Source organism: Luteimonas sp. TWI596, assembly GCF_039674105.1.
Lineage (GTDB): Bacteria > Pseudomonadota > Gammaproteobacteria > Xanthomonadales > Xanthomonadaceae > Luteimonas.
This window is the reverse complement of record NZ_JBDJMU010000020.1, coordinates 22,846-49,648: the sequence shown is the minus strand read 5'-3', so window position 1 is coordinate 49,648 and position 26,803 is coordinate 22,846. Positions and strand designations below refer to the sequence as shown.

The 26,803-nt window shown below is 71.6% G+C and carries 19 protein-coding genes; 4 read left to right on the top strand and 15 right to left on the bottom strand.

The window, feature by feature from the left end; translation table 11 throughout:
* Window positions 1-25 precede the first annotated feature (25 nt).
* The 7 genes from ABE487_RS14335 to ABE487_RS14305 are packed head-to-tail and all read right to left on the bottom strand — an operon-like array spanning window position 26 to window position 10,595.
* The gene (locus ABE487_RS14335) at window positions 26-493 is read right to left on the bottom strand and encodes a chemotaxis protein CheW (protein WP_346443019.1); all 468 of its coding nucleotides are present in this window, start codon (window positions 491-493) and stop codon (window positions 26-28) included.
* Entirely contained in the window at window positions 490-1,800 is a 1,311-nt protein-coding gene (locus ABE487_RS14330; RefSeq protein ID WP_346443021.1) for a chemotaxis protein CheB, read from the bottom strand. The genes ABE487_RS14335 and ABE487_RS14330 overlap by 4 nt, the downstream gene beginning before the upstream one ends.
* A complete protein-coding gene (locus tag ABE487_RS14325) occupies window positions 1,793-7,177 on the bottom strand; it encodes an Hpt domain-containing protein (protein WP_346452911.1) in 5,385 nt (1,794 codons plus the stop codon). Before ABE487_RS14325 ends, ABE487_RS14330 begins: the two co-directional genes overlap by 8 nt.
* 19 nt (window positions 7,178-7,196) lie before the next feature.
* On the bottom strand, window positions 7,197-9,218 hold the full coding sequence (locus ABE487_RS14320; RefSeq protein WP_346452516.1) for a methyl-accepting chemotaxis protein: 2,022 nt from the start codon (window positions 9,216-9,218) through the stop codon (window positions 7,197-7,199).
* 36 nt (window positions 9,219-9,254) lie between these two features.
* Window positions 9,255-9,818, bottom strand: a complete 564-nt coding sequence (locus ABE487_RS14315) for a chemotaxis protein CheW (protein WP_346443025.1) — start codon at window positions 9,816-9,818, stop codon at window positions 9,255-9,257.
* Window positions 9,815-10,180 carry a response regulator gene (locus ABE487_RS14310; RefSeq protein ID WP_346443027.1) on the bottom strand — a complete coding sequence of 122 codons (366 nt, stop codon included), beginning with the start codon at window positions 10,178-10,180 and terminating at the stop codon, window positions 9,815-9,817. The genes ABE487_RS14315 and ABE487_RS14310 overlap by 4 nt, the downstream gene beginning before the upstream one ends.
* A 10-nt stretch (window positions 10,181-10,190) precedes the next feature.
* Entirely contained in the window at window positions 10,191-10,595 is a 405-nt protein-coding gene (locus tag ABE487_RS14305; protein ID WP_346443028.1) for a response regulator, read from the bottom strand.
* A gap of 159 nt (window positions 10,596-10,754) precedes the next feature.
* Here ABE487_RS14305 and gshB point away from each other — a divergent pair, with 159 nt between their 5' ends.
* Both gshB and ABE487_RS14295 read left to right on the top strand, forming a co-directional pair.
* Window positions 10,755-11,696 (top strand): glutathione synthase, encoded by a 942-nt coding sequence (gene gshB, locus ABE487_RS14300; protein ID WP_346452518.1) that lies wholly within the window; start codon window positions 10,755-10,757, stop codon window positions 11,694-11,696.
* A gap of 59 nt (window positions 11,697-11,755) precedes the next feature.
* A complete protein-coding gene (locus tag ABE487_RS14295) occupies window positions 11,756-12,625 on the top strand; it encodes an energy transducer TonB (protein WP_346443031.1) in 870 nt (289 codons plus the stop codon).
* Window positions 12,626-12,730: 105 nt separating this feature from the next.
* Here the strand turns inward: ABE487_RS14295 and ABE487_RS14290 are convergent, their stop codons facing one another.
* Genes ABE487_RS14290 through mrcB form a run of 6 tightly spaced genes read right to left on the bottom strand, consistent with a single transcriptional unit; the run spans window position 12,731 to window position 20,042 of the window.
* Window positions 12,731-13,534, bottom strand: coding sequence for a class I SAM-dependent methyltransferase (locus ABE487_RS14290; protein ID WP_346452520.1), 804 nt, complete (start codon window positions 13,532-13,534; stop codon window positions 12,731-12,733).
* Window positions 13,531-14,193, bottom strand: a complete 663-nt coding sequence (gene lepB / locus ABE487_RS14285) for a signal peptidase I (protein ID WP_346452521.1) — start codon at window positions 14,191-14,193, stop codon at window positions 13,531-13,533. The genes ABE487_RS14290 and lepB overlap by 4 nt, the downstream gene beginning before the upstream one ends.
* Before the next feature lie 47 nt (window positions 14,194-14,240).
* Window positions 14,241-14,945, bottom strand: coding sequence for a tRNA (adenosine(37)-N6)-threonylcarbamoyltransferase complex dimerization subunit type 1 TsaB (tsaB, locus tag ABE487_RS14280; protein WP_346452523.1), 705 nt, complete (start codon window positions 14,943-14,945; stop codon window positions 14,241-14,243).
* Window positions 14,942-17,017, bottom strand: a complete 2,076-nt coding sequence (locus tag ABE487_RS14275; protein ID WP_346452525.1) for an ATP-dependent DNA helicase — start codon at window positions 17,015-17,017, stop codon at window positions 14,942-14,944. The genes tsaB and ABE487_RS14275 overlap by 4 nt, the downstream gene beginning before the upstream one ends.
* 20 nt (window positions 17,018-17,037) lie before the next feature.
* Complete coding sequence (locus tag ABE487_RS14270) at window positions 17,038-17,565, bottom strand: hypothetical protein (protein WP_346452526.1); 528 nt, start codon at window positions 17,563-17,565, stop codon at window positions 17,038-17,040.
* Entirely contained in the window at window positions 17,562-20,042 is a 2,481-nt protein-coding gene (gene mrcB, locus ABE487_RS14265; RefSeq protein ID WP_346452528.1) for a penicillin-binding protein 1B, read from the bottom strand. The genes ABE487_RS14270 and mrcB overlap by 4 nt, the downstream gene beginning before the upstream one ends.
* A 122-nt stretch (window positions 20,043-20,164) precedes the next feature.
* Between mrcB and ABE487_RS14260 the strand changes: the two genes are divergently transcribed.
* Complete coding sequence (locus tag ABE487_RS14260; protein WP_346452529.1) at window positions 20,165-22,282, top strand: glycosyltransferase; 2,118 nt, start codon at window positions 20,165-20,167, stop codon at window positions 22,280-22,282.
* On the opposite strand, the gene ABE487_RS14255 is transcribed toward ABE487_RS14260, so the two are convergent.
* The gene (locus tag ABE487_RS14255; RefSeq protein WP_346452531.1) at window positions 22,283-23,836 is read right to left on the bottom strand and encodes a hypothetical protein; all 1,554 of its coding nucleotides are present in this window, start codon (window positions 23,834-23,836) and stop codon (window positions 22,283-22,285) included. It lies immediately after the preceding gene.
* A 46-nt stretch (window positions 23,837-23,882) separates the two neighbouring features.
* Window positions 23,883-26,039, bottom strand: a complete 2,157-nt coding sequence (locus ABE487_RS14250) for a bifunctional (p)ppGpp synthetase/guanosine-3',5'-bis(diphosphate) 3'-pyrophosphohydrolase (RefSeq protein ID WP_346452533.1) — start codon at window positions 26,037-26,039, stop codon at window positions 23,883-23,885.
* Window positions 26,040-26,103: 64 nt separating this feature from the next.
* Here ABE487_RS14250 and ABE487_RS14245 point away from each other — a divergent pair, with 64 nt between their 5' ends.
* Window positions 26,104-26,634: a hypothetical protein gene (locus ABE487_RS14245; RefSeq protein WP_346452534.1), complete on the top strand. Its 531-nt coding sequence runs from the start codon at window positions 26,104-26,106 to the stop codon at window positions 26,632-26,634.
* Window positions 26,635-26,803: the final 169 nt, after the last annotated feature.

Here is a 26,803-nt window from a genome sequence, read left to right as displayed (position 1 = left end):
GCTGCCGGCCCGGGACCGGCCTGCCCTAGCCCACGACCTCGCGCACTGCGCGCTCGAGCGCATCCAGGTCCGGGATCTGCGCGACCTCCTCGCCCAGGCGCACATGGGCACGGATCGCGAACGGCAACGGCGCGGTGTCGTGCGCGCCATCGGGTTGGCGCAATTGCGCGGCCGAGACCGTGACCAGGCGCGGGAAGCCTTGGGTCGAGAGTGCGAGATACGGCAGGTGCGGATCGCCGCCGAGCGCCTTGAGCACGACCACCTTGTTGCCAAGCCCGGCCGTGTCGTCGCCCTGGCCCGACAGCGTCGCGAAGGCGACCAGCGGCAACCGCCAGCCGCGCCAGCGCAGCCGCCCAGGCAGCCACGCCGGCGCGCCGGGGATGGGATCGGGCACCGAGTACGACAGCACCTCGGAGATCGTCGCGTTGGGCAGCAGCAGTTGCGTCGCCCCGGTCCGGATCAGCACGCACCGGATCTCGGCCGTCGTGCTCACAGCGACCAGCCCTCGTGCTGGGGCGCGCCGGCGCCGGGCATCCAGCGTTCGATCACCCAGGCGGCGAGCGTCGGCGGGGTCCCGGTCTGATGGCCGCGCGCATTCAACGCCTGGGCAGCGGTGGGGTCGTAGCACCCCGCGCCGTCCTGCCCGACGACCAGCGCGCCCTGCCAGGCGGGCGCCGTGGCCAGCGGCACGAGCGCGGGATCGGCCCCGCTGAGCAGCAGCCACGCGCTGTCGGCGGCCGGCATGGCTTGCGTGATCGCCGCGGGATCGCCGCCGGCGGCGAAGCGCATGTGCCCACCTATGCGCTGCGGCAGCAGATCCGGCGGCAGCACGTACACCGTGCCCGGCGCGATCGCCATGCCGGGTTCGGCCAGGTGCACCGGCATCGCGGCCACGCGCACCATCTGCCGAACCAGTTGGTCGTAGCGTCCGCTCTCCAGGTGCAGCCGCACCAGGATCGGCCGCGGGAAGTCTTCGGGCAGCGCACCCAACAGTTGCCGCACCGCATCCGGACTGCCGAGCCCGCCGTCCATCAGGACCAGCCCACGCTCCGGACCATGGCCATAGCTGTCGGCGTCGGCCAGCGCCAGGCCGGCGATCCGTTGCTCGAGATCGGCCAGATCGTGCGCAGGCGGTATCGGCGGTGGCGGTCCGGACTTGTCGGCAAGCCCACGGAACGACGGCAGCAGGTCGATGTCCGCCGATGGCACGCCCAGAACGTCGTGGTCCTGGTCGCGCTCGGCCGCGTCGGCGGCTGCGGCCGCCGGGGCGCTGTCCGCAGTGGCAGGGGGCATCGGCGCTGCGTCGGCACGATCGTCACTGCCGTCGAAATCGAAATCGAGCTCGAAGGGCGCATGCGGCGGGTCGTCGTACTCGGCTGCGACCGGATCGAAGGCGTAGGCCGCATTGCCGGACGACGCATTCGCCGCATCGCCCATCTGCGCGGCATCGGCATCGGACCCTCGGTCCTCGCGCAGCCGCAGCTTGGCGCCCAGCTGCCGCACCCAATGCGCGGCGGCGTCGCCACTGCGCTCGAGTACCCGGTCGGCGTCCTCGAACACGACCATGCGTCCGGGCCGTGCCAACACCGGCGCCAGGGCCTCGATCGCGTCGGCGATCACCGGCTCCAGCGCGACCACGATCGCGGCCGGGGCGAGCGCGTCCACTTGCTCGGCGTCCGCCCTCAGCGGGTCGATCTGTACGGCCGCGTCCGCGCCGGCCTCCACCACAGCCGCCGCAAGCCGGTCGCAGACCGGGCCGGGCCGGGCCAGCACCACCACACGCAAGGCAGGGTCACGCATCGTCGGGCTCCAGTCCCAGCAAGGCCTGGACATGCCGCAGGAGCTCCGTCTCCTGATACGGCTTGCCGAGGTAGCGATCGACGCCAATCTCCAGCGCACGCTCGCGGTGTTTGTCGCCGCTGCGGGAGGTGATCATCATGATCGGCAACGCGCGCAGCCGAGGGTCGGCCTTCATCCGCATCGCCAGTTCGTAGCCATCCATGCGCGGCATCTCGATATCCAACAGCACCAGATCGGGAATCCGTTCATCCATGCGCTCGAGCGCGTCGATGCCATCCTTCGCGGTCGCCACCGCCAGGCCCTGCCGCTCCAGCGCGCGGCAGGTGACCTTGCGCATCGTGATCGAATCGTCGACGACCAGCACCAGCGGGACACGACGGGCCTGCACGGGCGACGGCGCCGCAGCGATGGCCGCTTCGGGCTGCGCCGCCTGCCGACGCACCAGTGGCGCGATATCCAGAATCACCACCACGCGACCGTCGCCCATGATCGTCGCGCCGAAGATGCCCGGGATTGACGTGAGCTGGGGCCCGACCGGCTTCACCACGATTTCGCGGTTGCCCAGGATCTCGTCCACCGCGACCGCCGCGCGCAGCTCGCCGGCGCGGATCAGCAGCAAGGGCATCTGCAGGTGGCCTTCGGCACGCGCAGGCGCCTGTCCGACCAGCCGGCCCAGGTCGTGGAGCGCGTAGTCCTCGTCACCGTACCGGTAGTCACGGCCCGCGCGCAGCGCGTCGCGCGCGATGCGGCCGACGCCGCGCACCGAGGCGATCGGCACCGCGAAGGTGGTCTCCCCGATGCGCACAAACGCGGCCTGGGTCACGGCCAGCGTCTGCGGCAACCGCAGCACGAACGTGCTGCCAACGCCGTCCCGCGATTGGATGTCGACGCTGCCGCCGAGCTGTCGGACCTCGCTGGCGACCACGTCCAGGCCGACGCCGCGCCCGGCCACGTGGCTGAGCGCGCTGGCGGTCGTGAAGCCGGGCTGCAGGATCAGCGCGTCCAGGTCGCGCTCGGCGATCTGCGCATCCGGCGTCAGCAGGCCGCGCTCGTGCGCGCGGCGGCGGATCGCCGCGCGGTCCAGCCCAGTGCCGTCGTCGGCCACCTCCAGCACGATCTCCGCGCCCTCGCGGCGCAGTGCGATGCGGATCGCGCCCACCTCGGGCTTGCCCGCCTGTTGGCGCGCCTGCGGCGTTTCCAGTCCATGCGCGACGGCGTTGCGCAACAGGTGCTCGAGCGGCGGGCCCATGCGCTCGAGCACATTGCGATCGATCTCGCCGTGGGCGCCGGCCAGGTGCAGGTCCACTTGCTTGCCGGTGTCCTGGGCGGCCTGCCTGACGACGCGCCGCAGGCGCGGCACGATGCCGTCGAAGGGCACCATGCGCGTCCGCATCAGGCCTTCCTGCAGATCCGAGCTCACGCGCGACTGCTGCTGCAGCAGCGATTCGTAATGTCGGGTCTGCTCGTCGAGGGTGTGCTGCAGGCTGTCGAGATCGGCGGCCGTTTCGCCGAGTGCGCGCGAAAGCTGCTGCAGGGTCGAGAAGCGGTCGAGCTCGAGAGGATCGAACGCGATGTCGCCGCTGTCGCCTTCGCGCCGATAGCGGGCGACGATCTGGGCCTCGGTCTCGATGTCGAGCCGTCGCAACTGGTCGCGCAGGCGGTCGTTGGTCTGCCCAAGTTCGAGCATCGCGCCGCGGAAGGTTCCCAACTGCTGCTCGAGGCGCGCGCGGTAGATCGCGACCTCGCCGGCGTAGGTGACCAGGCGGTCGAGCAGCCCGGCCCGGATGCGCACCTGCTCCTGCGAGCCGCGTGTGGCGTCGTCGTCGCCGTCGACCGAGAGCGCCAGCGCAGGCAGCGGCGCTGACAACGGCATCAGCGCAGCGTCGCTGTGCATCCCATCGAGCGGTCCGGACGCATCCGCGGCGCTGCGGGCGGTCACCGTGAACGCGTCGACCAGGGCCGGCGAAGGTCCGATGGCGCGGCGTTCGCCGGCGCGCACAAGCATCGCGTGCAACCGGTCGAAGCCTTGCTCGAGCAGCGCGAGATCGTCCCGATGCATCGGCCGGTGTTGCTCGGCAAGGGTCTCGAGCAGTGTCTCCATCGCATGCCCGAGGTCGCCGATGGGCATGAGCCCGGCCATGCGGGCGCCGCCCTTGAGCGTGTGCAGGTCGCGTTGCAGGCCCGCGATCGCAGGCAAGGCGCCCGGATCGTCGCGCAACAGCGCCACCAGGCCATCGGCATCGTCGAGCAGGTCGATGCCTTCCTCGACGAAGATGTCGATCAGCTCGGGATCCAGGCCGATCAGGTCCAGCGGGCCTTCGGGATCGTGATCCGAAGCGCCCTCGCCCTCATCTTTCCGCTCAGCATCGACATCGACATGGGCGCCGGCGTCGGCGTCGGCGTCGGCGTCGGCGTCGGCAGCAGTCTGCGTCCACGATGTCGCCGTGTCCGGGGCATCGCCTGCGGGCACCACAGGCGAGCACGCGTGCACATCTGCGAGGTCGTTGCGATCGCGTGCATCCGACGTCGCGACGCCGACGTCGGCCTGCGGAGGCGCGACGTCGATCTGGCTCGTTGCGACAGCCGCCTGTCGCAGCGCCCTCGCAGCGTAGCGATGGCGCTCATCGGCAAGGACCTCGGCATCGATCGCAGCTTGGCGCTGCAGCGCCGACGCCCGTTCGGGCTGGCGTCGCGCGCTGTCGAGATGCTCGATCGCCGGGGGGGCCGCGTCCGCCTGCTCGACATCGGCATCGGCCGCGATGTCCGTATAGAGATCGAGATCGGAGTGCGCGCGCGCCTGCCCTTCGGCAGCGACGTCATCGACGCTCAGCGGCGCGGCATCCGAGGGCGCCGATGCCCGAGGCGCGTCTTCGCCCTCGCCATCGTCGCGCTGAGCCTGCTCGACATCGGCCTGCTCGAAACGCGCGCCATCGAGCAGTGTGGCCGCCGCGTCGTCCCCCTCGTCCAACATGGGCGCGTCCACGATCGGCGCATCGAAGTCGGCGATCTCGTAGCCGGCGACCGGCGACGCATCGAGGCGGTCGCGGACGACGCCCAGGCGTGCCGCCAGGGCCGGCAACACAGCGATCCGAGGATCGTCGTCGTGCAGGCGCGTCAGCGTCTCGCGCAGCGCCCCGCGCAACGCGTCGATCGCGTCGACCGCTTCGGGATCGGGCACCGACGGCGTGGCGACCAGCCGCCGGGCATAGTCCTCGGCCGGCGCCAACAACGCGCCGACCGCCGGGACCTCGGCCATCGCGAACGCGCCGTGCATCGTATGCAGCGCGCGCAGCAGCCGCTCGACGTCGAAGGCGTCTCCGGCACGGGCCGCGTCGATCCAGGCATCGACGGTCAGCAGGTGCTCGTTGGCCTCGGCATCGAGAATCTCGAGCAGCAGCGCGTCGATGCGTGCCGGCACGGTGGCGACGGCCTCCACAGCGGGCGGTGCCTCAACGGTGCGCACGGCATCGGCCGCGGCCATCGGCGCTGGCGGCGAGATGCCCGCGTCCCCCGCCGCGATCTCGGCGACTCGGGCGGCAACCGCATCCACGTCGAGCAGCAACGGGGCCTGGTCGCGCAGCGCCGCGTCCAGTGCCGGCAGTGCCTGCGCGGCCACGTCGACCGCTGCCACGACGGCCTGCCCCCCCGGATGCAGGCCGTCGATCACGCGATTGAGCAGCGATTCGACGCGCCAGGCGAACTCGCCCAGCTCGACCGCGCCGACCAACCGGCCGTTGCCCTTGAGCGTGTGGAAAACGCGTCGCACCTGCCGCAGCCGCTCCGGATCGCCGGGCTGGCGCCGCCACTGGGGCAACAATGCCTCGAGATGGGCGATCTCGTCGGCGAGTTCTTCCAGGAAGATCTCCCGGATCTCATCATCGATGTCGTTGCCGACGGCCGCGAAGCCACCCCGCGGCGGCGCCTGCGCCGCACCTGCCGGCACCCACGCACCGTCGCCGGTCTGGGTGTCATCGGTCGAGGGATGGCTGCCGTCGCCATGGGCGGCGAGGCCCTGGTTCTCGTCCGCCTCCCGCGCCCCAGGCGCGGTGCCGGGCAGCGGCCAGTATCCCAGCGTCTGCAGGCGGCTGCGGGCGACCTCGAGGAACCGGTCGCGATCGGGACGTTGCGCGTCCACCCCCTGCAGGAAAGACTCCAGGCTCGCCACCGCATCGGCGAAGGCGTCCAGTGGCCCCGGCGCAGGTGCCTGCGCCCCCGCCAGCAGTTCGCGGTCGACGTACAGGCGCACGCCCTCCAGGCAGGCGGCCGCCTGCGGCTGGTCCAGCATCGCCAGCGCACCGGCCACCTCGACCAGCAGATCCGGCACCGTCAGCAGCGCCGTGCGATCCCATTGCCGGTCGACGAAGACGACCAGTGCTTCGCGCGCTTCGCCGAACGCCGCGATCGCCTCGCCGATCGCCACTGTCCGGGCACGCTGCGCCTCGGCGGCGAGCGCGGCGTCGGTCGCCACCGCATCGCCCAGTTGCGCGACCTGCATGTCGAGCGTGGCATCGACGTAGAGCAGCGCCCCGGCGATGTCGAGCAGCGCGGCTTCGTCGGCCGGCATCGCGCCGTCGACGATCGCATCCAGCGCCTCGCGCTGCTGCACGACCACCGCGCAGGCGTCGTCGAGCCCGACCATGCCCAGCGTGTCGGCCACCGTGGCCAGCAGAGCCGACTGCGGCCGCAACGCGGCGGGATCGCGCACGCCGGTGCGCAGATGCAGGTCGAGCGCATCCTTGACCTGCAGCAATTCGTCCTTGACCGCTTCGGTCACGGTACCGAGCAAGGCGCGGTTGCGTCCGGCCAGGCTGCTGCGGGCATGGTCGAGTTCGGCGTCGCTGGGACGCGCGTCGCCCGGGCCGAATGCCTCGCGCAGCGCAGCGAGCGTGTCGGCCGAGACCGGGGCCTCGTCCTCGCCCTCGGCATCGGGCGCGTCCACCGCCCCGACATCGAAGAACAGGCGCTCGTGCAGCGCGGAGATGCCACGCGCGGCGCGCAGATCGTTGAGCAGCGGCAGCAATACGATCGGGATGTCGCGATGCCCCCCCTGCAGCCGTTCGAGATAGTCAGGCAGCAACAACAGGCCGCGCAGCAAGGCCGAGGCCGCCGCGTCGCGATCCCCGACCTCGCCCCGGCGCAAGGCCTCGACCAGCCGCTCCATTTCCTCGACCACGAGCGCAGGCGCCTGCAATTCGACCATCCGCAGCGTGCCGGTCGCCTGGCGCAGCCCGGTGGCGCAGTGGTGCAAACGCGTGCCGTCGTCGGGCGCTTCGACGAAGCGCTCCAGTTCCATCCGTGCCTGGCGCAGCACCTCATCGAGCTCGGGCTTGATCCAGCCCAGCATCGTGTGGTCGATGGCCTCGCGCAGCCCGCTCATGCGTCGGTCCGTGTCCGGCTCAGGTCGGCAGCTTGAAGTCGGCGACCGAACGGCGCAGGTCGGCGGCGAGCTGGGCGAGGTTGCCGATCGAATCGGCGGTCTGGCTGGCGCCGCGCGAGGTCTGCGCGGTGATCGACTGGATCGTGTGCATGGCCTCGGTGATGTTGGTCGCGGCCGAAGACTGCTGCTGCGCCGCCGAGGAGATGCCCTCGATGAGGTCGGCCAGGCTCGTCGACACGCTTTCGATCTCGCCCAGCGCGGTGCCCGCGTCCTCGGCCAGCCGCGCACCGGCGACGACCTCGGAGGTCGTCTGCTCCATCGAGGTGACCGCCTCGTTGGTGTCGGACTGGATCGTCTGCACCAGCGTTTCGATACGCCGCGTGGCGCCGGTGGCGCGTTCGGCCAGTCGCTGCACTTCGTCGGCGACCACCGCAAAGCCGCGTCCCGCCTCGCCGGCCGAGGCGGCCTGGATCGCAGCATTGAGCGCCAGGATGTTGGTCTGCTCGGAAATGTCGGTGATCAGCTCGACGATCGAGCCGATCTCCTGCGAGCTCTCGCCCAGGCGCTTGATGCGCTTGGAGGTCTCCTGGATCTGGTCGCGGATCGAATCCATGCCCGCGATCGTCTCGCGCACCACGCCGGCGCCCTTGGTCGCAATGCGCACCGAGCGCTGGGCGACGTCGGCCGATTCGGACGAATTGCGCGAGACCTGGTCGATGCTGACGGCGATCTCGTTGATGCGATCGGAGGCCGAATTGATCTCGTGGGCCTGATGCTCGGCGGCGTCGGCCAAGTGCATCGCGGTGGCGCGGGTTTCCTGCGCGCTCGAGGCGACTTGCACCGAGGTGTCGTTGATGGTCTGCACCAGGCTGCGCAACTGCTCGATCGCGTTGTTGATCGAATCGGCGATCGCGCCGGTGATGTCTTCGGTGACCGAGGCCTTGACGGTCAGATCGCCCTCGGCGAGCGCGCCCATCTCGTCGAGCAGGCGCATGATCGCTTCCTGGTTGCGGTTGTTGAGCTCCAGCGAGGTCTCGTAGCGCCGCCGCTGGGCGCGATTGAGCTCGGTCACCAGGCCGGCGATCGCGGCCAGCGCCAACAGGCCGGCGACGATGCTGACCCACACGTTGCCGAGCAGGCTGCGGTCCTGCAGCGAGCCGAAGGCGGTGAAGGCGTTGAACAGCGCCTCGCTGTCGCCCAGCAGCCGGTCGGAGCCGGCCACCAGCTCACCGGCCGCGGCCTGCGCCTGGAACAGCGGCTCGCTGCTGGCCAGGATCGCCTCCAGGTCGGTGCGCATCTGCGTCCAGGCCTCGTCGGCGCGTGCGAGCGCCGCAAGCGCGTTGCCGTTGGTCAGCGCCTGCAACTCGCGTGTCGGGTCACCTTCGCGCAGGCCGGTCATGACCTGCTGGAAGTCCTCGACGTTCCGGCGCAAGCCCTGGCCGGCCACCGCGGCGACACTGCCGCCGGCCTGTACCTCGGTCACCCGGCGCGCCATGTCGCCGGCGATCACCACCTGGCGCAGCGCCATGTACACCTGCGACGACGGCGAGCCGCTGCTCGACATCGCCCGCACCAGTTCGTCGAGCAGCGCCTGCAACTGCGGCACGCGCTGGCTGAAACGCTCGGCGTGGCCGGCAAACGCAGTGACCGCCGCTTCGCCTTCGGCCAGCCGCGCCGCACTCTCGCCCAGCGGATCCCAGGTTGCGGCGACCTTGCGGATCGGGCCGGACACGCCCGCAGTGCTGCCGTAGCGCTCCTCGAGCTGGCGGATGTCGCGCTCGATCTGCGCCCGGGTGGCGTTGAACGCCGCGAACGCGACCGCATTGCCGCGCGCCGCTTCCGACCCCTGATTGGCCAGCCGCTGGCTGTCCACGCGCAGGTTCGAGGCCGAGAGGCTGGCACTGCCGAGTTGCGCGGCGCGCCAGGTGCCGTAGCCGGTGTTGAGGACCAGGACCGTGCCGGCGACGATCATCATCACGACCCAGAAGTTCGTGCCGAGAATGCGCCGTTTGCCTGCGCTGGGATCGACCACTGTGCTCATGCGTTGCGTTTCCTGATCGTGGTGCGCGCCGCGGCGTCAGGCCGCGGCATGTCTGAACTCGGGCGTGCGGGCCAGGCGATCGAGGCTGAAGACCCCCCAGACCGTACCGGCTTGCGCGTAGGCGCGCTCGACGAAGTGCGCATAGCGCCCGCTGGCGATACGGTCGGGCGGCACCTGGTCCTGTTCCAGGAAGCTGCGCTGGCCCAACAGGGCGTCGATCGTCACCGCGACGTCGCCCCCGGGCTGGCGGACCAGCAGCATCCGCTGACCGTCCTGCCGCGCACTGGGCTCGCCTTCCAAAAACTGCCGCAGATCGACGATCGGCAGCAGTGCGCCGCGTACGTTGCCCACCCCGAGCATCCAGGGCTGGGCGCCGGGAACGGGCGTGACCGGCGGCATTGCCAGGATCTCGACGACTTCGTCGAAGGCCGAGGCCAACAGCCGGCGACCGACCCGATAGCCCACACCGCGCCACAGGCCAGGCGCGTCCAGTTGTTCGGGCAGCCCGACGACGTGCGCCAGGCTGCGCCGCTCATAGTCGGCCAGCAGTGCGAACGGCCCCGGCGCCGGTGCCGCGAGATCGGGCGCCGAGGCGTTCACCCGCCCAGGACCTGGCGGATCTGCGCGATCAACGCCGCTTCGGTCGGCGGCTTGACCAGATAGCCCTTCGCCCCCTGGCGCAGGCCCCACATGCGGTCGGTCTCCATGCCCTTGGTGCTGACGATGACCACCGGGATGGCCGCGGTCTGCGGATCGCGCACCAACGCACGGGTGGCCTGGAAGCCGCTCATGCCCGGCAGCACGACATCCATCAGCACCAAGTCAGGCCGCTCGCTGCGACACAACGCGATGCCGTCCTCGGCATTGGCCGCCGCGAGCACTTCGTAGCCATGCCGCTCCAGCCACTGGGTCAACACCGCGGTGTCGGTGGGCGAGTCCTCGATCAACAGGATGCGGGCCATGCCTTTCCCCTCAGGCGTCGACGTGGTGACGGATCGCATCGAGCAATTCCTCGCGCGTGAACGGCTTGGTGACGTATTCGTCGGCACCGACGATCCGACCACGCGCCTTGTCGAACAACCCGTCCTTGGACGAGAGCATGATGACCGGGGTCGTGCCGAAGCGGCGGTTGTTCTTGATCAGCGCGCAGGTCTGGTAGCCGTCGAGCCTGGGCATCATCACATCGACGAAGATGACCTGCGGTGCGTGCTCGACGATCTTGGCCAGGGCCTCGAAGCCGTCGACCGCGGTCACCACCTCGGCCCCTTCGCGGCGGAGCAGCGTCTCGGCGGTCCGTCGAATGGTCTTCGAATCGTCGATCACCATCACCCGCAGGCCGTCGAGGCATCCGGTGGATGGTCTGTCGTCACTGCTCATGCGGTCGCTGTCCCCTGCCCGACGCGCCGATTCGGCGCCGCAGCATCGCGAAGTTATATCCCAGCGGGCGGCTGGGCTGTCAAGCGTACACGCACCGGCGCCAGGTGCGCCGCAAAGGCCCTGCTAACATGCCGGCTTTCCCTCTGCGTGGATGCCGGTATGTCGCTGAACGTCGTCGTGGTGATGGATCCGATCGGCTCGATCCGGATCGCCAAGGACACGACGTTCGCGATGCTGCTCGAGGCGCAGCGGCGTGGGCACCGCCTGCAGTACGTGCTGCCCGGCGCACTGGGCATGGCCGGCGGCGACGCGGTGGCGACACTGGCGCCGCTGACCGTGCGCGACGATCCCGCCGACTGGTTCAGCCTCGGCGCCCCGGCGCTGCATCGCTTCGGCGAGGGCGACGTGGTGTTGATGCGCAAGGATCCGCCGGTCGACCCGGAGTTCATCAACGACACCCAGATTCTCAGCGTCGCCCAGCGTCAGGGCGCGCAGATCGTCAACGATCCTCAGGGTCTGCGCGACATGAACGAGAAGCTCGGCGCGCTCGCGTTCCCGCAGTGTTGCCCACCGACGCGAGTGGCCCGCGACGCGGCCGCACTCAAGGCCTTCGTCGCCGAGCACGGCCAGGCGGTCCTCAAGCCGCTCGACGGCATGGGCGGACGCTCGATCTTCCGCGCCGCAGCCGGCGACCCGAACCTCAACGTGATCCTCGAGACACTGACCGACGGCGGCCGGCGGCTGGCGATGGCGCAACGCTACCTGCCGGAGATCGTCGACGGCGACAAGCGCATCCTGCTGATCGACGGCGTGCCGGTGGACTACTGCCTGGCGCGGATCCCGCAGGGCGACGAGTTCCGCGGCAACCTGGCCGCCGGCGGTCGCGGCGAGGGCCGCCCGCTGAGCGAGCGCGACCGCTGGATCGCCGCCCAGGTCGGCCCGACGCTCGCCGCACGCGGCATGCGCTTCGTCGGCCTGGACGTGATCGGCGATTGGCTGACCGAGGTCAACGTCACCAGCCCGACCTGCGTGCGCGAGCTCGATGCGCAGTTCGGGCTGAACATCGCCGGGCAGTTGTTCGACGCGATCGAGCGCGGATGACACAGGCCCGGTCCCGGATCGCCCCGGATGCGCGTCGCTAGCGCCGACGACCGCAGGCCGTGACCGCCGCGTCGCCGCCGCGGATCGGCGACGACGCGCGCCTGGGCGCAACGCTGGCGTTGTCGCTGCTGGTACATGGGCTGCTGGTGCTGGGCATCGGCTTTTCGACCGAAGACGCCGCACCGGTGGTGCCGACGCTGGATGTGATCCTGACCGAGACCACGCGTCCACTGACCCAGGCCCAGGCCGATTTCCTCGCCCAGGCCAGCCATCAGGGCGGCGGCGAGGACACGCGCAGCCTGCGGCCGCGCGAGCCGCGACCGGGCTTGCAGCCGCACCCCGAGGCCGGCGTCGCGCCGCGCCCGCTGCGTGCGCAATCGCCCGACACCCAGCCGCCTCCGCGCGAGCGCGTGGTCGCCAGCGCACGCGGTCAGCCCCGCGTGGCGAGTCCCGATCCCACGCCTCAGGCCGAGCGCCGCACGCTGCCGCCCGGCCCCGAACGGGTCGAACGCGACCTGGAGATGGCACGGCTGGCCGCGGAGATCCACCTGCGCTCGGAGCGCTACGCGCGCAGGCCCAAGCGCAAGTTCGTGTCCGCCAGCACCCAGGAGTACGTCTACGCCACGTACCTGCGGCAATGGGTGGACCGGGTGGAGCGCGTGGGCAACCTGAACTACCCCGACGAGGCCCGCCGGCGCGGCCTGGCCGGGCGCCTGGTCATCAGCGTGGCGATCCGACGCGACGGTTCGGTGGAGCGTGCCGATGTCATCCGCAGCAGCGGCGTGCCCCTGCTCGACGATGCCGCGCTGCGGATCGCCCGGCTCGCCGAACCCTACCCACCGCTGCCGCCGACCGACGAACAGATCGACATCCTGCACGTCACCCGCAGTTGGAACTTCCTGCCCGATGGCGCCCTGGTGGACGACTGACCGCGCACGCCCAGAGCATGACGTGCCGAGTAGGCCTGCCGCCACGCATGGCGCCCCCGCCCGAGGCTGGATGACGCGGCTGTGCGCAGACGCCTACGGCGCCGGTTATCGCCCACCCGGCACGCGGCCGGCAACGGCATGGGCCCGCGCGCCGACCGTGATCGCGCCGTTCGCACCGTCGACCGGAAGTTCGGCGCGAACCTCGGCGGCGAACTGCGCGACCTGCGCCGGCTGCCACCGGGCCAGTTGCGGGCCGATGCTGGGGGCCTCCAGCACGGTCTGCCAGTAATCGTCGAAGTCGGCGAAGGTGCGCCGCACCTCGATTGAATGCGTGCGCACCTCGCACAGGCCGACACCGGCCCACAATGCCTGCAGCACCTCCACGCGCGAGGCATCCGGCGACGGCGGCGCAGGCAGCACGACCCCACGGGCGCGAAGCCGCGCCTGCAGCGCGTGATAAGGAAAACCGCCGCCGGTCAGATCCCAGGCATAAGCCGAGACCAGCGCGCCGGGACGCCCGACCCGCACCATTTCGGCCACGCCGCGTTCCGGGTCGGGTACGAAGAAGATCACCAGCGGCATGACCAGCGCATCGACACTGGCCGGCGGAAACGGCAACGCCATCGCATCGCCGGCCAGCAGATGCGCCGCATCGCCGGCCAGTCGCGCCCGCGCATGCGCCACCTGCGGCACGGACGGGTCGAGCCCGTACACCTGCGCCGGCGCGCAGCGCGCGATCAGCGTCTGGGTGAACGCCCCGTTGCCGCAGCCCACGTCGAGCCAGTCCAACCCCGGCGCCGGCGCGAGCCAGCCGAGGAACCGGTCGCCGACGAGCCGACTCCAGATGGCCATGTAGCGTTCGTAGCGTGCGCCATCGTCGAAGCGGATCTGCGCATCGGCCGCGGTCACAGCGGCGTCCAGCCCGCGCCCTCGCCCCGTCGCCAGAACACGCCGCGGGCCTGCCCGTAGATCGCGCTGCTGGGCACCACGCCGAACCAGCGGCCGTCGAGACTCGCGCCGCGATGGTCGCCGAGCACCAGCACATGCCCTGCCGGCACCCGCAGCCCATGGATGTCCGGCCCCCCGCCGTCCGCCAGGTCGAGCACCGCCTGGCGGGCGCCGAAATCCTCGGGCGCGCCGGCCACCGGCGCGAGCGCGACCCCGTTGATCGATAGATGGCCATCGACAAGGTCGACCCGGTCGCCGCCGGTGGCGACGACCCGTTTGATGAGTCGGATGCCATCGGCCGGCGAGCGGAACACGACCACGTCCCCCCGCGCCGGTCGGTCGCCCGGCCATAGGATCCACTCGGTAAACGGCACCCGCAGGCCGTAGGCGCGCATGTCGACGACCACGCGGTCGCCCGGCTGCAGCGTCGGCGTCATCGAGCCACTGGGCACGTGATAGTGGTTGGCCAGCGACGAGCGTGCGATCAGCAACAGGCCGAGCAGCACGACCAGCGGCAGCCCCTCACGGCGCAGCCAGCCGCGCAGACGCCGGCCGGGGGGTACGGTGGACGATGGGCGCGCATCTGCAGGCGACGGCGAGGACATGGTCGGCTTCCGCATGGGGGTGGACCCAGGATAGGACAGTCGCAGACGCTCTGAAGGTCCGCTCAACGCTCAGCGCGGCGCGCCTGCTGCTGGGCCAGCGTCAGCGCGACATCGTTGCGCAGATAGGCCGGCTCGACCCGCTCCGGCGCGACCGCCTCGCCCCGGGCGAACGCCGCGGCCGCCAGGGCGGCCAGATCGGCCGCCTGCGGCAACGCGGTCGCGTCGATCCGCGCCTTGGACGCGCCCAGGCGCGTCGCCAATACGCCATCGGCGACGCCGAAGCCGGTGCCCACGCCGTACCAGACCTCACCCGCGCCCGGCAATGCGATCGTGTCGGGCGCACCGACCCGCTCGTCGGACAGCGCCTCCGGTCCGGCTGCACGCATCGCGAATGCGGCGCGATAGACCTCGCCCATGCGCGCATCGATCGCCGCGAGCACGTGCGCGTCCTCGCCTGCACCGGCGCGCAATGCGAGCACGGCCAGCGTCGAGACGGCGACGACGGGGCGATCGAGCGCCAGCGCCACGCCCTGCACCAGCGCGATGCCCAGGCGCACGCCGGTAAAGGCGCCCGGGCCCCGGCTGACCGCGACCGCATCGAGCTGCCTGCGTGCAATTCCGGCCTCATCCAGCAGTGCATCGGCCCACGGCAACGCGAGCTCGGCATGGCGCCGGGGCGCGACTTCGCTGCGATGGAGCACGCGACCGTCGTCCCAGATGGCGACGGAGCAGGCTTCGGTGGCGGTTTCGAACGCGAGCAGTTTCATGAAGGCCGGGATTCGGGAAGCGGGAGGGCGGCGTCGGTCGCGCCGGCAGGGATTGTCGCAGGTGGCGCGGCGAAGAACGCCTCGACATCCGCGATCTCGCGCGTGCGCGGCAGCGGCGGCAGCGAGTCCAGGAACAGCGCACCGTAACCGCGTCCGAGCAAACGCGGATCGCACAGCACCAGCACGCCGCGATCGGCCTCGGTACGGATCAGCCGGCCGACGCCCTGCTTGAGGGCGATGACCGCCTGCGGCAGTTGCTCGTCGCGGAACGGATTGCCGCCGGCGCGGCGGATCGCATCGAGCCGCGCCTCGAACACCGGGTCGTCCGGGGCGGCGAACGGCAGCTTGTCGATGACGACCACGCTCAGCGCGTCGCCGGCGACATCCACGCCCTCACGGAAACTCGCAGCGCCCAACAGCACGCCGTTGCCGGACTCGCGAAAGCGCTGCAGCAGCACGTGTCGCGGCGCCTCGCCCTGCACGAACAACGGCCAGGGGCAGCGCGACGACGCACGCAACAGCACTGCGGTCTCGCGCAGCGCGCGATGCGAGGCGAACAGCACGAACGCGCGCCCGCCCGATGCGTGCAGCACCGGCAGCAGGGCGTCGACCACGGCGGCCGTGTAGGCGGGCGCGGCCGGCGTGGGCAGTCGGGGGGGCAGATAGCACAACGCCTGGCGCGCCCAATCGAACGGGCTCGGCGCGAGCAGCGTCTGTGGGGCGTCGAGCCCCAGCCGCTTGGCGATATGCGCGAAGCTGCCGTCCACCGCCAGCGTCGCCGACGTGAACACCCAGGCCGCCTGAGAGACCTCGCGATGCGCGCGCAGCGGAGCCGACACGTCCAACGGCGTGCGCTGCAGGCGGAAGCCCCGCGGCGTCAGCTCGTACCACAGCACGCTGTCATCGCCGGGGCGTTCGGCCAGCGTGGCTTCGTCGGCGTCCTCGACGTGCGCATCATCGAACATGGCAGCGGACGCAGCGCCGTCGTTCCAGCGCCGCAGTCGGGTCAGGCACAGCAGCGCGCGGGCGTGGCAGGCATCGAGCCCGGGCGAGGCCTCGCGCAAGGGCGTCAGGACGTCGCGCAGATGCACCAGGGCTTCATCGAGCGCATGCAGCGCCTCCTCGACCGCCGGCTGGTACAGCGCCCGATAGCGGGTGCCGCGGGCCGGCAGGCCGTCCATCGCCATCCGCAGCCCTCGCGCCGCGCCGTCGAGCGTCTGCGCCGGCAGTTGCAGCACCGGCAGCGCGCCTGGCACGTCGCGGCACTCGGCAACGGCGTCGCGCGCCAGTTCGACCAGCGGCCGCGCACTCAGGCCCTCGCCGAAGAACTGCGCGGCCAATTCCGGCAACTGGTGCGCCTCGTCGACGATGAAGGCCTGGGCGCCGGGGAGAATTTCGCCGAACCCCTCCTGCTTGAGCGCCAGGTCGGCGAGGAGCAGGTGGTGGTTGACGACGACCACGTCCGCGGCCTGCGCCCGCTGGCGCGCCTGGACCACGAAGCATTCGCTCCAGAACGGGCAGTCGTTGCCCAGGCAGTTGTCGACGGTGGAGGTGACCATCGGCAACAGCGGCGTGTCCTCGGGCAAGCCGTCGAGTTCGGCGACATCGCCCAGCCGGGTCCGCCCGGCCCAGGCGACGATGCGCTGGAACTGGTGGATCTGATCGCGCGTCGCCAGCCGCGGCGCGCCGCGCGCCTGCTCCAGCCGATACAGACACAGATAGTTCGCGCGCCCCTTGAGCAACGCGCTGCGCAGACCGCTGCCGAGCGCGTCGCGCACCCGCGGCAGGTCGCGGTGGTAGAGCTGGTCCTGCAGCGCCCGCGTTCCGGTCGAAACGATGGTCTTCAAGCCCGACAGCAGGGCCGGCACCAGGTAGGCGAAGGTCTTGCCGGTGCCGGTGCCGGCTTCGGCCAGCAGCGTGGTGCGCTGCTCGATCGCGTCGCCGACCGCCATCGCCAGCGCCTGCTGCGCCGGACGCGGACGGAAGGCCGGAATGTGCGCCGCCAGTAGGCCGCCTTCGACCAGCGCCTCGCGGCTGCGTGCAGCCAGGCCGTTGGCGTCAGGTGCCGGCACTCCGACGTCGCAGTCCGGACTCAGTAGCGCTGTGGGCCGGCGACGCGGCAGCCGTCGGCCTGTGTCCGTGCGGCGGTCGCGCCGGCGGTATCGCCCGCGGCAAGCCGGACCTGTTCGAGCGTGATCCAGTGCCGGCGACACAGTGGGCCGACTTGGCTGCCGATCGCATGCGCACGCTCGGCCATCTCCGCCGCGCGCGAGAACTCGCGCTGCAGGATCGCCAGTTCGGCGCGCTCCTGCAGCAGCGCAGGGTCGTCGTGCACGATCTCCAGCGCCTGATCGAGCGCGGCCGCCGCGCCGGCCACGTCGCCCTGGCCTTCGAGTACGACTGCGCGTTCGCGCAGATCCTCGACCATCGGATCGCGCAGGGGCTGCACCGCCAGCTCACCGTCGCCGTCGCCGCTGGCAGCGCGGATCGCCGCGACCATCGCCTGCGGCGCAAGGGTGCTCGCCGGGGCGGCCGCCGGGGTGGATGTGGGCGGTGTGGTGCACGCAGCCAGCGCGAGCACGGCGGCGCAGCGGGCGCCGCGCAACAGGAAGGCGGTCATTGGGGGGATTCCTCGGCAGGCGGCTGGGCCGCGGGCTGCGGCGGCGATGGCGGTTGCGGCGGCGCGGGCGGTGATTCGTCGCGATCGCGGCGGCCGAAGCCGAACCACTCGCGCCAGCCGCGCCGCTCGGTCTCGATCGGCGCGCCATTGGCGTCGACCGGGTTGCCGTTCTGGTCGATGTACGTGGGCTGGCCGTCCTGGTCGTAGCCGCGGCACGACTGGTACGGCGGCGCGTACCCGGCGACGAATGCGAACCGACGTGCGCCCGGGCAGTCGGCATCGGTCGCAGTGGACTGCGCCACCCACTGCCATTCCAGGCCCTCGCTGCCCACGTCGAGCGGTGCACTGGGCAGCCGCGAGAACAGCCCGGACCACACCCGCATCGCACCGGTCGCGCCGACCAGCCCGGTCTGCGCGTTCTGGTCGTTGCCAACCCACACCACGCCCAAGTGGTCGCCGGTCCAGCCTGCAAACCAACTGTCGCGCCCGTCGTTGCTGGTGCCGGTCTTGCCGGCGGCGTTGAGCCGGCCCAGGCCGTCGTTGACCAGCCGGCGCGCGGTGCCCGAGGTCACCGCGTGCTGCAGCGCGATCGTGACCACCCGCGCCGACAGCGCATCGCTCTGCTGCGCGGGACTGGGCTGGGTGTCGTAGCGGTTGACCACGCGCCCCTGCTCGTCGATGACGCCGCGCACGGTGCGCAGCGTCTGCACTTCGCCGCCCGATGCCAGGAACTGATAGAGCTGGGCCATTGCATAGGGGCTCTGGTCCATCGCGCCGAGGATCAGCGCCGGATTGGCCTCGGCGCGGATGCCGGTCAGCATGTGCACCACGTCGGCCAGCGCGCGCGGTCCGACATCCATGCCCACGCGCACCGTGGACTGGTTGTACGAGCTGGCCAGCGCATCGATCAGCCGCACCGTGCCGTGGCTGCGGCCGTCGGCGTTGCCGGGCGACCAGCGCTTGCCGTTCTCGAGCGTGACCGTGACCGGCGAGTCGTCGACCCAACTGGCCAGCGAATAGCGGGTGGGGTTGCTGAGCGCAATCAGGTAGACGAAGGGCTTGAGCAGCGATCCGACCGGCCGGTGCGCCTCGAACGCGCGATTGAAGCCATGCTCGCTCGGCACGCGGCTGCCGACCGCGGCGATGACCTCGCCGGTATGCACGTCGGTGACCACCAGGCCGGCCTGCAGTTCCGGGCGCCCGCGCGTCCCCAGGTCCTTGAGCGTGCGCACGGTCGCGCCTTCGGCATAGGCCTGGGCCGACGGCACCATCGCGCTCATGACCGACAGCCCGGCGCCCTGCAACGCGCCGGCCGGATAATCGTTGGCGAGTTGGCGCCGGATCAGGTCGACATAAGCGGGAAAGCGATTGGCGGCGATGTTGCCGGGCGTATCGGTCACGCTCAGCGGGCGTGTCAGCGCGCGATCGTAGGCGGCCTGGTCGATGAGCCCGCTTTCGCGCATCTTGCCCAGCACGAAATCGCGCCGGGCCTGCGCGCGCTCGGGCTGGCGCCGCGGGTCGTAGTAGGACGGCCCGCGGATGATGCCGACCAGCAGCGCAACCTGCTCGGGCTCCAGGTCGTCGATCCGGCGGCCGAACCAGAACTCGGCACCGGCGGCGACGCCGTGGATCGCTTGCGCGCCACGCTGGCCGAGGTACACCTGGTTGAGATAGGCCTCCAGGATCGCGCCCTTGTCGTAGCGCGCCTCGATCAGCAGCGCGTAGAGGACCTCGTTGAACTTGCGGGTGTAGGTCTGCTCGCGACCGATGCCCAAAAGACCGCTGCGCGCAAGCTGCTGGGTCAACGTACTCGCCCCCTGCCGCGCCTCGCCGGCGCGCAGGTTCACCAGCGCCGCACGCGCCATGCCGCTCAGATCGATGCCGTGGTGGTGCGCGAAGTCCTTGTCCTCGACCGCCTGTAGCGTGTCGGTCAGCAGCTGCGGCACCTCCTGCACGCGGACCAAGCGTCGCTCTTCCTGCTGCTGTCCGTACAGGGTGGCGATGCGCGCCGGGTCCAGCCGCGCAGCTTCGATCGCACCGCCCGCGCCATCGCGCAGCCGCGAGATACGGCCGCCCGACAGCGACACCTGCACGCGCGCAGGCGCGACGACGCCGTCGACATCGCGATAGCCACGGCTGGAGATCGTCCAGCGCGCGCCCTCGGTGGCGTAGGTGCCGGGCTTGACCCCGTCGCCTTCGCGATAGCCGGCCGCGGCCAGTTCGGTCTTGAGCGTGGCGGCGTTCATCGCCCCCCCCTGGGCCAGATGCAGCGGGCGGGCGTAGACGCGGGTGGGCATCTGCCAGCGCAGGGCGCCGAAGCGCTCGCCGACCTGGTGATTGAGATACAGCGTGTAGGGAATCAGAAAACCGAGTCCCAGGCCGATCAGCGCCAGCATCCAGCTCAGGAGGCGGCGGTGCCAGGTCGACGGCACTGCCTCGTCGAGATCGTCGTCGTCTTCGTAATCGATCCGGGCCATGGATGTCCTGCACCCGCGGCAGCGGGTCGATGTGGGTGACACAATAGCGTCGGGCAGTCTATCCCAGCGCCTCCGGGCGGGATCGGGCCGCCTCCCCGACCAGTCAGCTGGAGTTCCGACGCATGTCGTTTTCCCTGGCCGATGCGCGCTTCCGGGTCGTCCGGGCGCTCGGCCTGTTCCGCCGCGGACTCGCGAGCCTGCGCATGCGCGGGCTCCGCGCCACCTGGCAGCGGGTCGGCGCGCAGTTCGGTGTGTTCGCGCCACGCGCGCGCCAGACACTGCGCCCCCCCGATCTGCGCCCGTTCGCCCCCTTCGCTATCCCGCTCCACGACGCGCCCGCGGTGTCGATCGTGGTGCCGGTCTACGGCCATCTGCCGCAGACCCTGGCCTGCCTGCGCGCGATCGCTGCGCACCCGCCGCAGGCCTCGATCGAGGTCATCGTCGTCGACGACGCCAGCCCCGACGACAGCGCGGCGACACTGGCCCGCATCGGCGGCCTGCGCCTGCATGTGATGTCGGCCAACGCAGGGTTCATCGGCGCCTGCAACGCGGGCGCGGCGCTGGCGCGCGGGGGCCATCTGCTGTTCCTCAACAACGACACGGTTCCCCAGCCCGGCTGGCTCGACGCGATGCTCGCGACCTTCGCGCGCGAACCCGATGCTGGCATCGTCGGCGCGCAACTGGTCTATCCCGACGGCCGCCTGCAGGAAGCAGGCACGATGCTCGTGCGCGACGGTCGCGGCGAGAACCGCGGCCGGCTCGCCGACCCGATGCATCCGCAGTTGCGCTACCGCGCCGACGTCGACTACGTCTCGGGGGCGGCGCTGATGTTGCCGCGCGCCTTGTTCGAACGCCTGGACGGCTTCGACATCTGCTATGCGCCGGCCGGCTACGAGGACGCGGATCTGGCGCTGCGCGTGCGCGAAGCTGGGCTGCGCGTGGCGATGCAGCCCGAGGCCTGCGTCGTGCACCTGGAGGGTGCGAGCGCGGGCACCGATCTGTCGCAGGGCATGAAGGCAGCACAGGCGCGCAACCAGCCAGTATTCGCCGCACGCTGGGCACACGTGCTGGCGCAGCGACCCGCCGATCCGGTGGCGGCCGGCCCACTGCCGCGCGCTGGCGTGCCCCAGGTGCTGATCATCGACAGCGTGACCCCGATGCCCGATCGCGACTCGGCCTCGCTGCGGCTGGTCAACCTGATGCGGCTGTTGCGCGAGGCGGGCATGCACGTGGTGTTCCTGCCGGCCGACCGCCGTCACCTGGGCGCGGCCACGCAGGCGCTGCAGGCGATCGGTGTCGAGGTCTGGTATGCGCCCTACGCCAAGAGCGCGGCGCACTGGATGCGCACGCACGGCGGACGGTTCGCGCGGGTCATGCTCTGCCGCCACTACATCGCGCACGAGTTTCTGCCACTGGTGCGCCGACATGCACCGCAGGCGCAGGTGATCTTCGACACCATCGACCTGCACTACCTGCGCGAACTGCGTGGTGCGGAAGTGTCGGGCGATCCTGCGCTGCGCCGCGCTGCCGAGCGCACCCGCGACCAGGAACTCGACGTCGTGGGGCGCAGCGACACGACCCTGGTCGTGAGCCCGAGCGAGGTCGCCCTGCTGGCCCGCGACGCCCCCCAGGCCCGAGTGGCGCTGCTGTCGAACCTGCACGAGGTCGCCGGTCCTGGGCGGCCGTTCGCGCAGCGGCAGGACCTGGTCTTTGTCGGCGGCTTTCGCCATCCGCCGAACGTCGATGCGGTGAAGTGGTTCGTCGGCACGATCTTTCCGGCGATCCGCGCGCGCCTGCCGCAGGTCCGCTTCCACTGCATCGGCGGCCATGTCGACGAGGCCATCGCCGCCCTGGCCCGGGTCGACGGGGTCGTCATCCATGGCCACGTGCCGGACATCGCGCCCTACATGGACGGCTGCCGCATCGCGGTCGCGCCGCTGCGCTTCGGTGCCGGCGTCAAGGGCAAGGTCAACCTGAGCATGGCCCATGGCCAGCCGGTGGTCGCGACAACCTGCGCGGCCGAGGGCATGCAACTGCACGACGGCCATGACGTGCTGCTGGCCGACCAGGCCGACGCGTTCGCCGACGCGGTCGTGCGCCTGTACGACGACGACGCCCTGTGGTGCCGGCTCGCGGAAAACGGCCTGGACAATGTCCGGCGCCACTTCTCCCTCGACGCCGCGCGCCGGACCGTCCATAGCGTGTTCGTGGACGGTGTCGAGGGCCGCCCGCAGCCCTGATCAATCGCCGTTGAGCGATGCAGTGCGCAGCCGCTGGGCGAACTCGGCGTGCCCCGGCACCCCTGGGTCGATCCTGCGCGCCGCCGACAGCGCGGCCTGCGCACCCGCGAGATTGCCCGCCCCCAGCCGCTCGTCGCCGATCGCCAGCCAACGCTGGGCCAGGCGCCGCCGCGCGTCGCGGGCCGCCGGCTCGCCTTCGCCCAGTGCCACCCGGGCGTCGAGGCAGGCATGCGCGCGCGCGAGGTTGTTGGCGCGCAGGCCGGCGTCGAAGCATTGCCGGGCACCGGGCAACAACCTGGCCGAGGCACGGGCGACCGCCGGATCGTCGGGCGCCAGCAAACGGGCGGCGCGGACATGGTCATAGGCGCTGTCGCCCGGAGGGGCCATCAGATCGCCGCGCGCCTGCGCGGCAGCCGCATGCTGCAGTAGAGTCGCCACCCGGCGTCGGCGTTCCTGGGGCGGCAACTGCGCACCGCGGTCGGCATGCACCGCGCGCGACCGCGCGATCCGCGATTCGGCCGCACGTACTGCCTCGCTGTCGGGCGCCAGCGCCCGCGCCTCGCGCAGCTGCGCATCGGCATCGGCGAAGTTGAAGTCGCGGGCATAGCGCTCGGCGCGCTGTGCATACGCGGCGCCCGCATCGACCAGCCCACGCTGCGCGGCGGCGTCCTCGGCATCGAAGGCCAGCAGGCTCTGCCACTGGGCGACGGCGCGCTCGATGCGCCCGTCGGCGAGATGCGCCGCCGCGCGCCGCCGCAGTGCATCGAGTTCCTCGGTCAGGCGGGCCTGGGTGTCGGGCAGGTCGACGTGGCCGGGATCGTAATCGCGCGCAGTGGCGACCAGCGCGGCCGCTCCGCGCAGATCGCCGTCGCGCAGTCGCGCACGTGCCCGCTCGAGCAGGGCGGCCAGCGACTCGTCGCGCCCGCGCAGCGCATCGCCATTGCTCGGCTCGATCGCGAGCACCCGCCCATACAGCGGCAGCGCCGCATCGGGAGCGGCATCGAGCCGGCCCAGGGCCTGCGCCGCCTGCGCTTGGCGCAACAGCACCTCCGGCGCTGTCCCACCGGCCTCGAGCGCGCGCAGTCGCGCGTCCACCGCTGCGATCGCATCGCGCGGTGCGGACAACTCCCGGGCCAGCTTGAGCGCGGCCCGGGCGGCGTCGAAGCGCCGGGCCTCGACCGCGGTTCGAGCCTGGACGAGTGCTGCATCGGCGACCTGCGACAGCCCGGCGCGCGGACGCACATCGTCAGGGTCGAGCGCCTGCGCGGCCTCGAACAGTTGCCGCGCGCCGCTACCGTCGCCGGCGTCCAGGCGCCCCTCCGCGACCGCCTGCGCGGCATCGTCGAGCAAGGCCTGCACCCGTGTCTCGGGCCACAGTCGGTCGACGACGAGCACACGGACGCCCAACACCAGCAGCGCCAGGCCGATGCACGCCGCCAGCGAGAACCCTGGCCAGCGGCGCCACCAGGGCGCGTCGGCCGCCAGCGACCGCCACGGGCGTGCGGCCAGGCGCCGGGCGGGCGCAGGTCCGTTGGAGAGATCGTCGCCGTTCACGCCGCGCAGTATGCGAGATCGCGCTGAACAGCGATGTCGCGATCGTTCACGCCCGCCGCGCCAACTCCACGCCGGGCACGCTGTCGAGCTTGCCGAGCAGTCGCGCCAGTTGGCCGTAATCCGAGACCCGCAGGCGCAACCGCAACTGCACACGCGACAGCCGGTGGTGCTCGCTCTGGATCGCCAGCACGTGCACGTCCTCCTGCGCGATCAGGTTGCTCAGATCCTTGAGCAGATGCCGGCGATCGACGGCCTCGACGACGACATCCGACTCGTGACCGCCACTCTGTTCGCCCCACTCGACCGGCAGCACCCGCTGCGGCTGACCCGACGACAACCGCAGAAACGATGGGCAGTCGCGACGATGCACGCTCACGCCGCGCGCCCGGGTGAGATAGCCGGCGATCGGTTCACCCGGGACCGGGCGGCAACAGCGCGCGACCTGGACCAGCAGGTTGTCCACGCCGACGACACGGAAGCTCGAATCGGCCGCCTTGGGCGCGCGACGCGGCCGGCGCAGCGGCAGCGTCGGCGCCTCGTCCTGCGCCGGCGCGTGACGTTCGCGCTCGATCTCCAGCAGCGCGCGGCCGATCTGGTTCGGCCCCACATCACCGAGCGCGACCAGCACGTGGAGGTCGTCGACGCTGCTCGCGTTGAAACGCGACAGCACCGGCGCCAGGTCGGCCTGCAGCAGGCCCAACCGGCGCAGATCGCGCTCCAGCAGCTCGCGGCCGGCCTGCACGTTGCGTTCGCGATCGAGCTTGTGGAACCAGTTGCGCACTTTCTCGCGCGAGCGCGGACTGGCGAGGAAGCCATTGGCCGCGACCAGCCAGTCGCGCCGCGGCGACGGCAGTTTGGCGGTGAGGATCTCGACCCGCTCGCCGGTCCGCAGCACGGTGTCGAGCGGCACGATGCGGCCGTCGACCTTCGCGCCGCGGCAGCGGTGCCCGACCATCGTGTGCACGTGATAGGCGAAATCGAGCGGCGTCGCCCCCTGCGGCAGATCGATGATCTCGCCCTTTGGCGTCAACACGAAGACCCGGTCCTCGACCAGTTCGGTATCGAACGCATCGGCCAGGCCTTCGGCCCGCCCGGCGTCGGTATGCGATTCGAGCAACCGCCGCATCCATTCGATCCGCCGCTCGAGCGCGGCGCTGCCGGCCGGCGCGCGCTGCGAGCCGCCGGTCTCCTTGTAGCGCCAGTGCGCGGCCACGCCCAGCTCGGACGCCTCGTGCATTTCGCGCGTGCGGATCTGCACCTCGAGCGTCTTGCCTTCAGGCCCGACGACCGCGGTGTGCAGCGAGCGGTAATCGTTGTTCTTGGGCCGGGCGATGTAGTCGTCGAACTCGCTGGGAATCGGCGTCCACAGCGCGTGCACCACGCCCAGCGCCGCATAGCAGGCCGGCACGTCGTCGACCAGCACGCGCACCGCGCGCAGGTCGTAGAGCTCGCCGATCGGCACCTGCTTTTTCTGCATCTTCCGCCAGATGCTGTAGATATGTTTGGGCCGCCCGGCAACGTCGGCGCGCACGTCCTGCGCGGCGAGCGCGTCGCCCAGTTGCGTGCGCACCTGCTCGATGTAACGTTCACGCCCCGCGCGCTTGTCGTCGAGCAAGCCGGCGATCCGGCGATAGGTCTCGGGCTGCAGATAGCGGAACGCCAGATCCTCGAGCTCCCACTTCAGTTGCCAGATGCCCAGCCGGTTGGCGAGCGGGGCGTGGATATCGCGGGTGAGCAGCGCCAGCGCACGCCGGGTCGGCTCGTCGGCGCGCACCGCCGCGCGCATCTGGGCCAGTTGCCTGGCCAGCAACACCAGCACCACGCGCAGATCGCGCACCAGCGCCAGCAACAGCCGGCGCAGGCCCTCGGGGTTGCCGCTACCGACGTGTTCGGCATGCAGCGACCAGACTTGGTGCGCGGCGCGCAGACCGTCGAGCAGCGGCACCAGCGCGGGCACGCGCGCGCGCAGCGGCTCGCGCCAGACCGGCACCGCATCGGCGATCGCCGCGGCGACCACGTCGCCATCGGCGCCCAGCAGCGCCAGCGACGCCAGCGTGTCCTGCAGCACCGTCTCATCGAGCTCGGCCACGCCGTCGGCCGCGGCGTCCGCCTCCTGCAAGGCCGCGCGCAGGGCCGGCCCGAGCGCAGCCGTGGAAGGCAGCGCCAGCAGACGATCCGGCAGGGGGCCGGCGGGCTCGGACATGGCGTGTTCGGGACGGTCGCAGGACCGTCTACACTAGCCCGCGACCCCGCCCGAGGAACAGAGCATGCGTGCATTTCACTGCGTCCTGATCGCCACCGCGCTGGCAACCGCCCTGCCCGCGTTCGCGCAGCAGCCCCGGATCGAGGACCGGATGAGCGCCGCAGAATTCCGCGCCGCCGGGCTGGGCAAGCTCGACGACGCCGAGCTCGATCGGCTCAATGCGTGGCTGGCCCGCCAGGCCGGTGCACCGGCCGCATCCACGACCGTGGGGGCGGGTACCGACGTCGAAGCGCGGATCGCGCAGGCCCGCGAGGAAGGCCGCCGCGAGGCCGCCTCCGCCGCCACCGGGCTGCCCGCATCTGCGCCGGCACGCGAGCCGATCGAGAGCACGATCGTCGGCGCCTTCCAGGGCTTCGGCAGCGGCCGGCAGTACACCCTCGCCAATGGCCAGGTCTGGCGCCAGATCGACGGCGCGACGCTCTCGGGGGCCCGTGGCACCGATGTCGGCGTGCGCATCCGCCCCGGCATGCTCGGCGCCTGGTGGCTGAAGGTCGACGGCTACAACACCCAGGCCAAGGTCGAGCGCGTGCGCTGAGCACACACCGCTCGGCAGCGCCGAGCGCAGCGCGCGGCGCCTGACCGAGTCCGACTGTACGACGTCGCCTGCCTAGCAGCGCGGCCTCGCGCGCGGCGCGGTCAAGAGCCGCATGTCCGTGCCCGGATGCAATTGTCGGGAACATTTCCGTCCGCGCCCTGCGGCATCT

Excerpts from the sequence above, each read along its gene's own strand:
- ABE487_RS14330 (WP_346443021.1), bottom strand. The coding sequence starts at position 1,800 with ATGCGTGACCCTGCCTTGCGTGTGGTGGTGCTGGCCCGGCCCGGCCCG.
- ABE487_RS14325 (WP_346452911.1), bottom strand. The coding sequence starts at position 7,177 with ATGAGCGGGCTGCGCGAGGCCATCGACCACACGATGCTGGGCTGGATC.
- ABE487_RS14320 (WP_346452516.1), bottom strand. The coding sequence starts at position 9,218 with ATGAGCACAGTGGTCGATCCCAGCGCAGGCAAACGGCGCATTCTCGGC.
- ABE487_RS14310 (WP_346443027.1), bottom strand. The coding sequence starts at position 10,180 with ATGGCCCGCATCCTGTTGATCGAGGACTCGCCCACCGACACCGCGGTG.
- ABE487_RS14305 (WP_346443028.1), bottom strand. The coding sequence starts at position 10,595 with ATGAGCAGTGACGACAGACCATCCACCGGATGCCTCGACGGCCTGCGG.
- gshB (WP_346452518.1), top strand. The coding sequence starts at position 10,755 with ATGTCGCTGAACGTCGTCGTGGTGATGGATCCGATCGGCTCGATCCGG.
- lepB (WP_346452521.1), bottom strand. The coding sequence starts at position 14,193 with ATGCGGAAGCCGACCATGTCCTCGCCGTCGCCTGCAGATGCGCGCCCA.
- tsaB (WP_346452523.1), bottom strand. The coding sequence starts at position 14,945 with ATGAAACTGCTCGCGTTCGAAACCGCCACCGAAGCCTGCTCCGTCGCC.
- ABE487_RS14270 (WP_346452526.1), bottom strand. The coding sequence starts at position 17,565 with ATGACCGCCTTCCTGTTGCGCGGCGCCCGCTGCGCCGCCGTGCTCGCG.
- mrcB (WP_346452528.1), bottom strand. The coding sequence starts at position 20,042 with ATGGCCCGGATCGATTACGAAGACGACGACGATCTCGACGAGGCAGTG.
- ABE487_RS14260 (WP_346452529.1), top strand. The coding sequence starts at position 20,165 with ATGTCGTTTTCCCTGGCCGATGCGCGCTTCCGGGTCGTCCGGGCGCTC.
- ABE487_RS14250 (WP_346452533.1), bottom strand. The coding sequence starts at position 26,039 with ATGTCCGAGCCCGCCGGCCCCCTGCCGGATCGTCTGCTGGCGCTGCCT.
- ABE487_RS14245 (WP_346452534.1), top strand. The coding sequence starts at position 26,104 with ATGCGTGCATTTCACTGCGTCCTGATCGCCACCGCGCTGGCAACCGCC.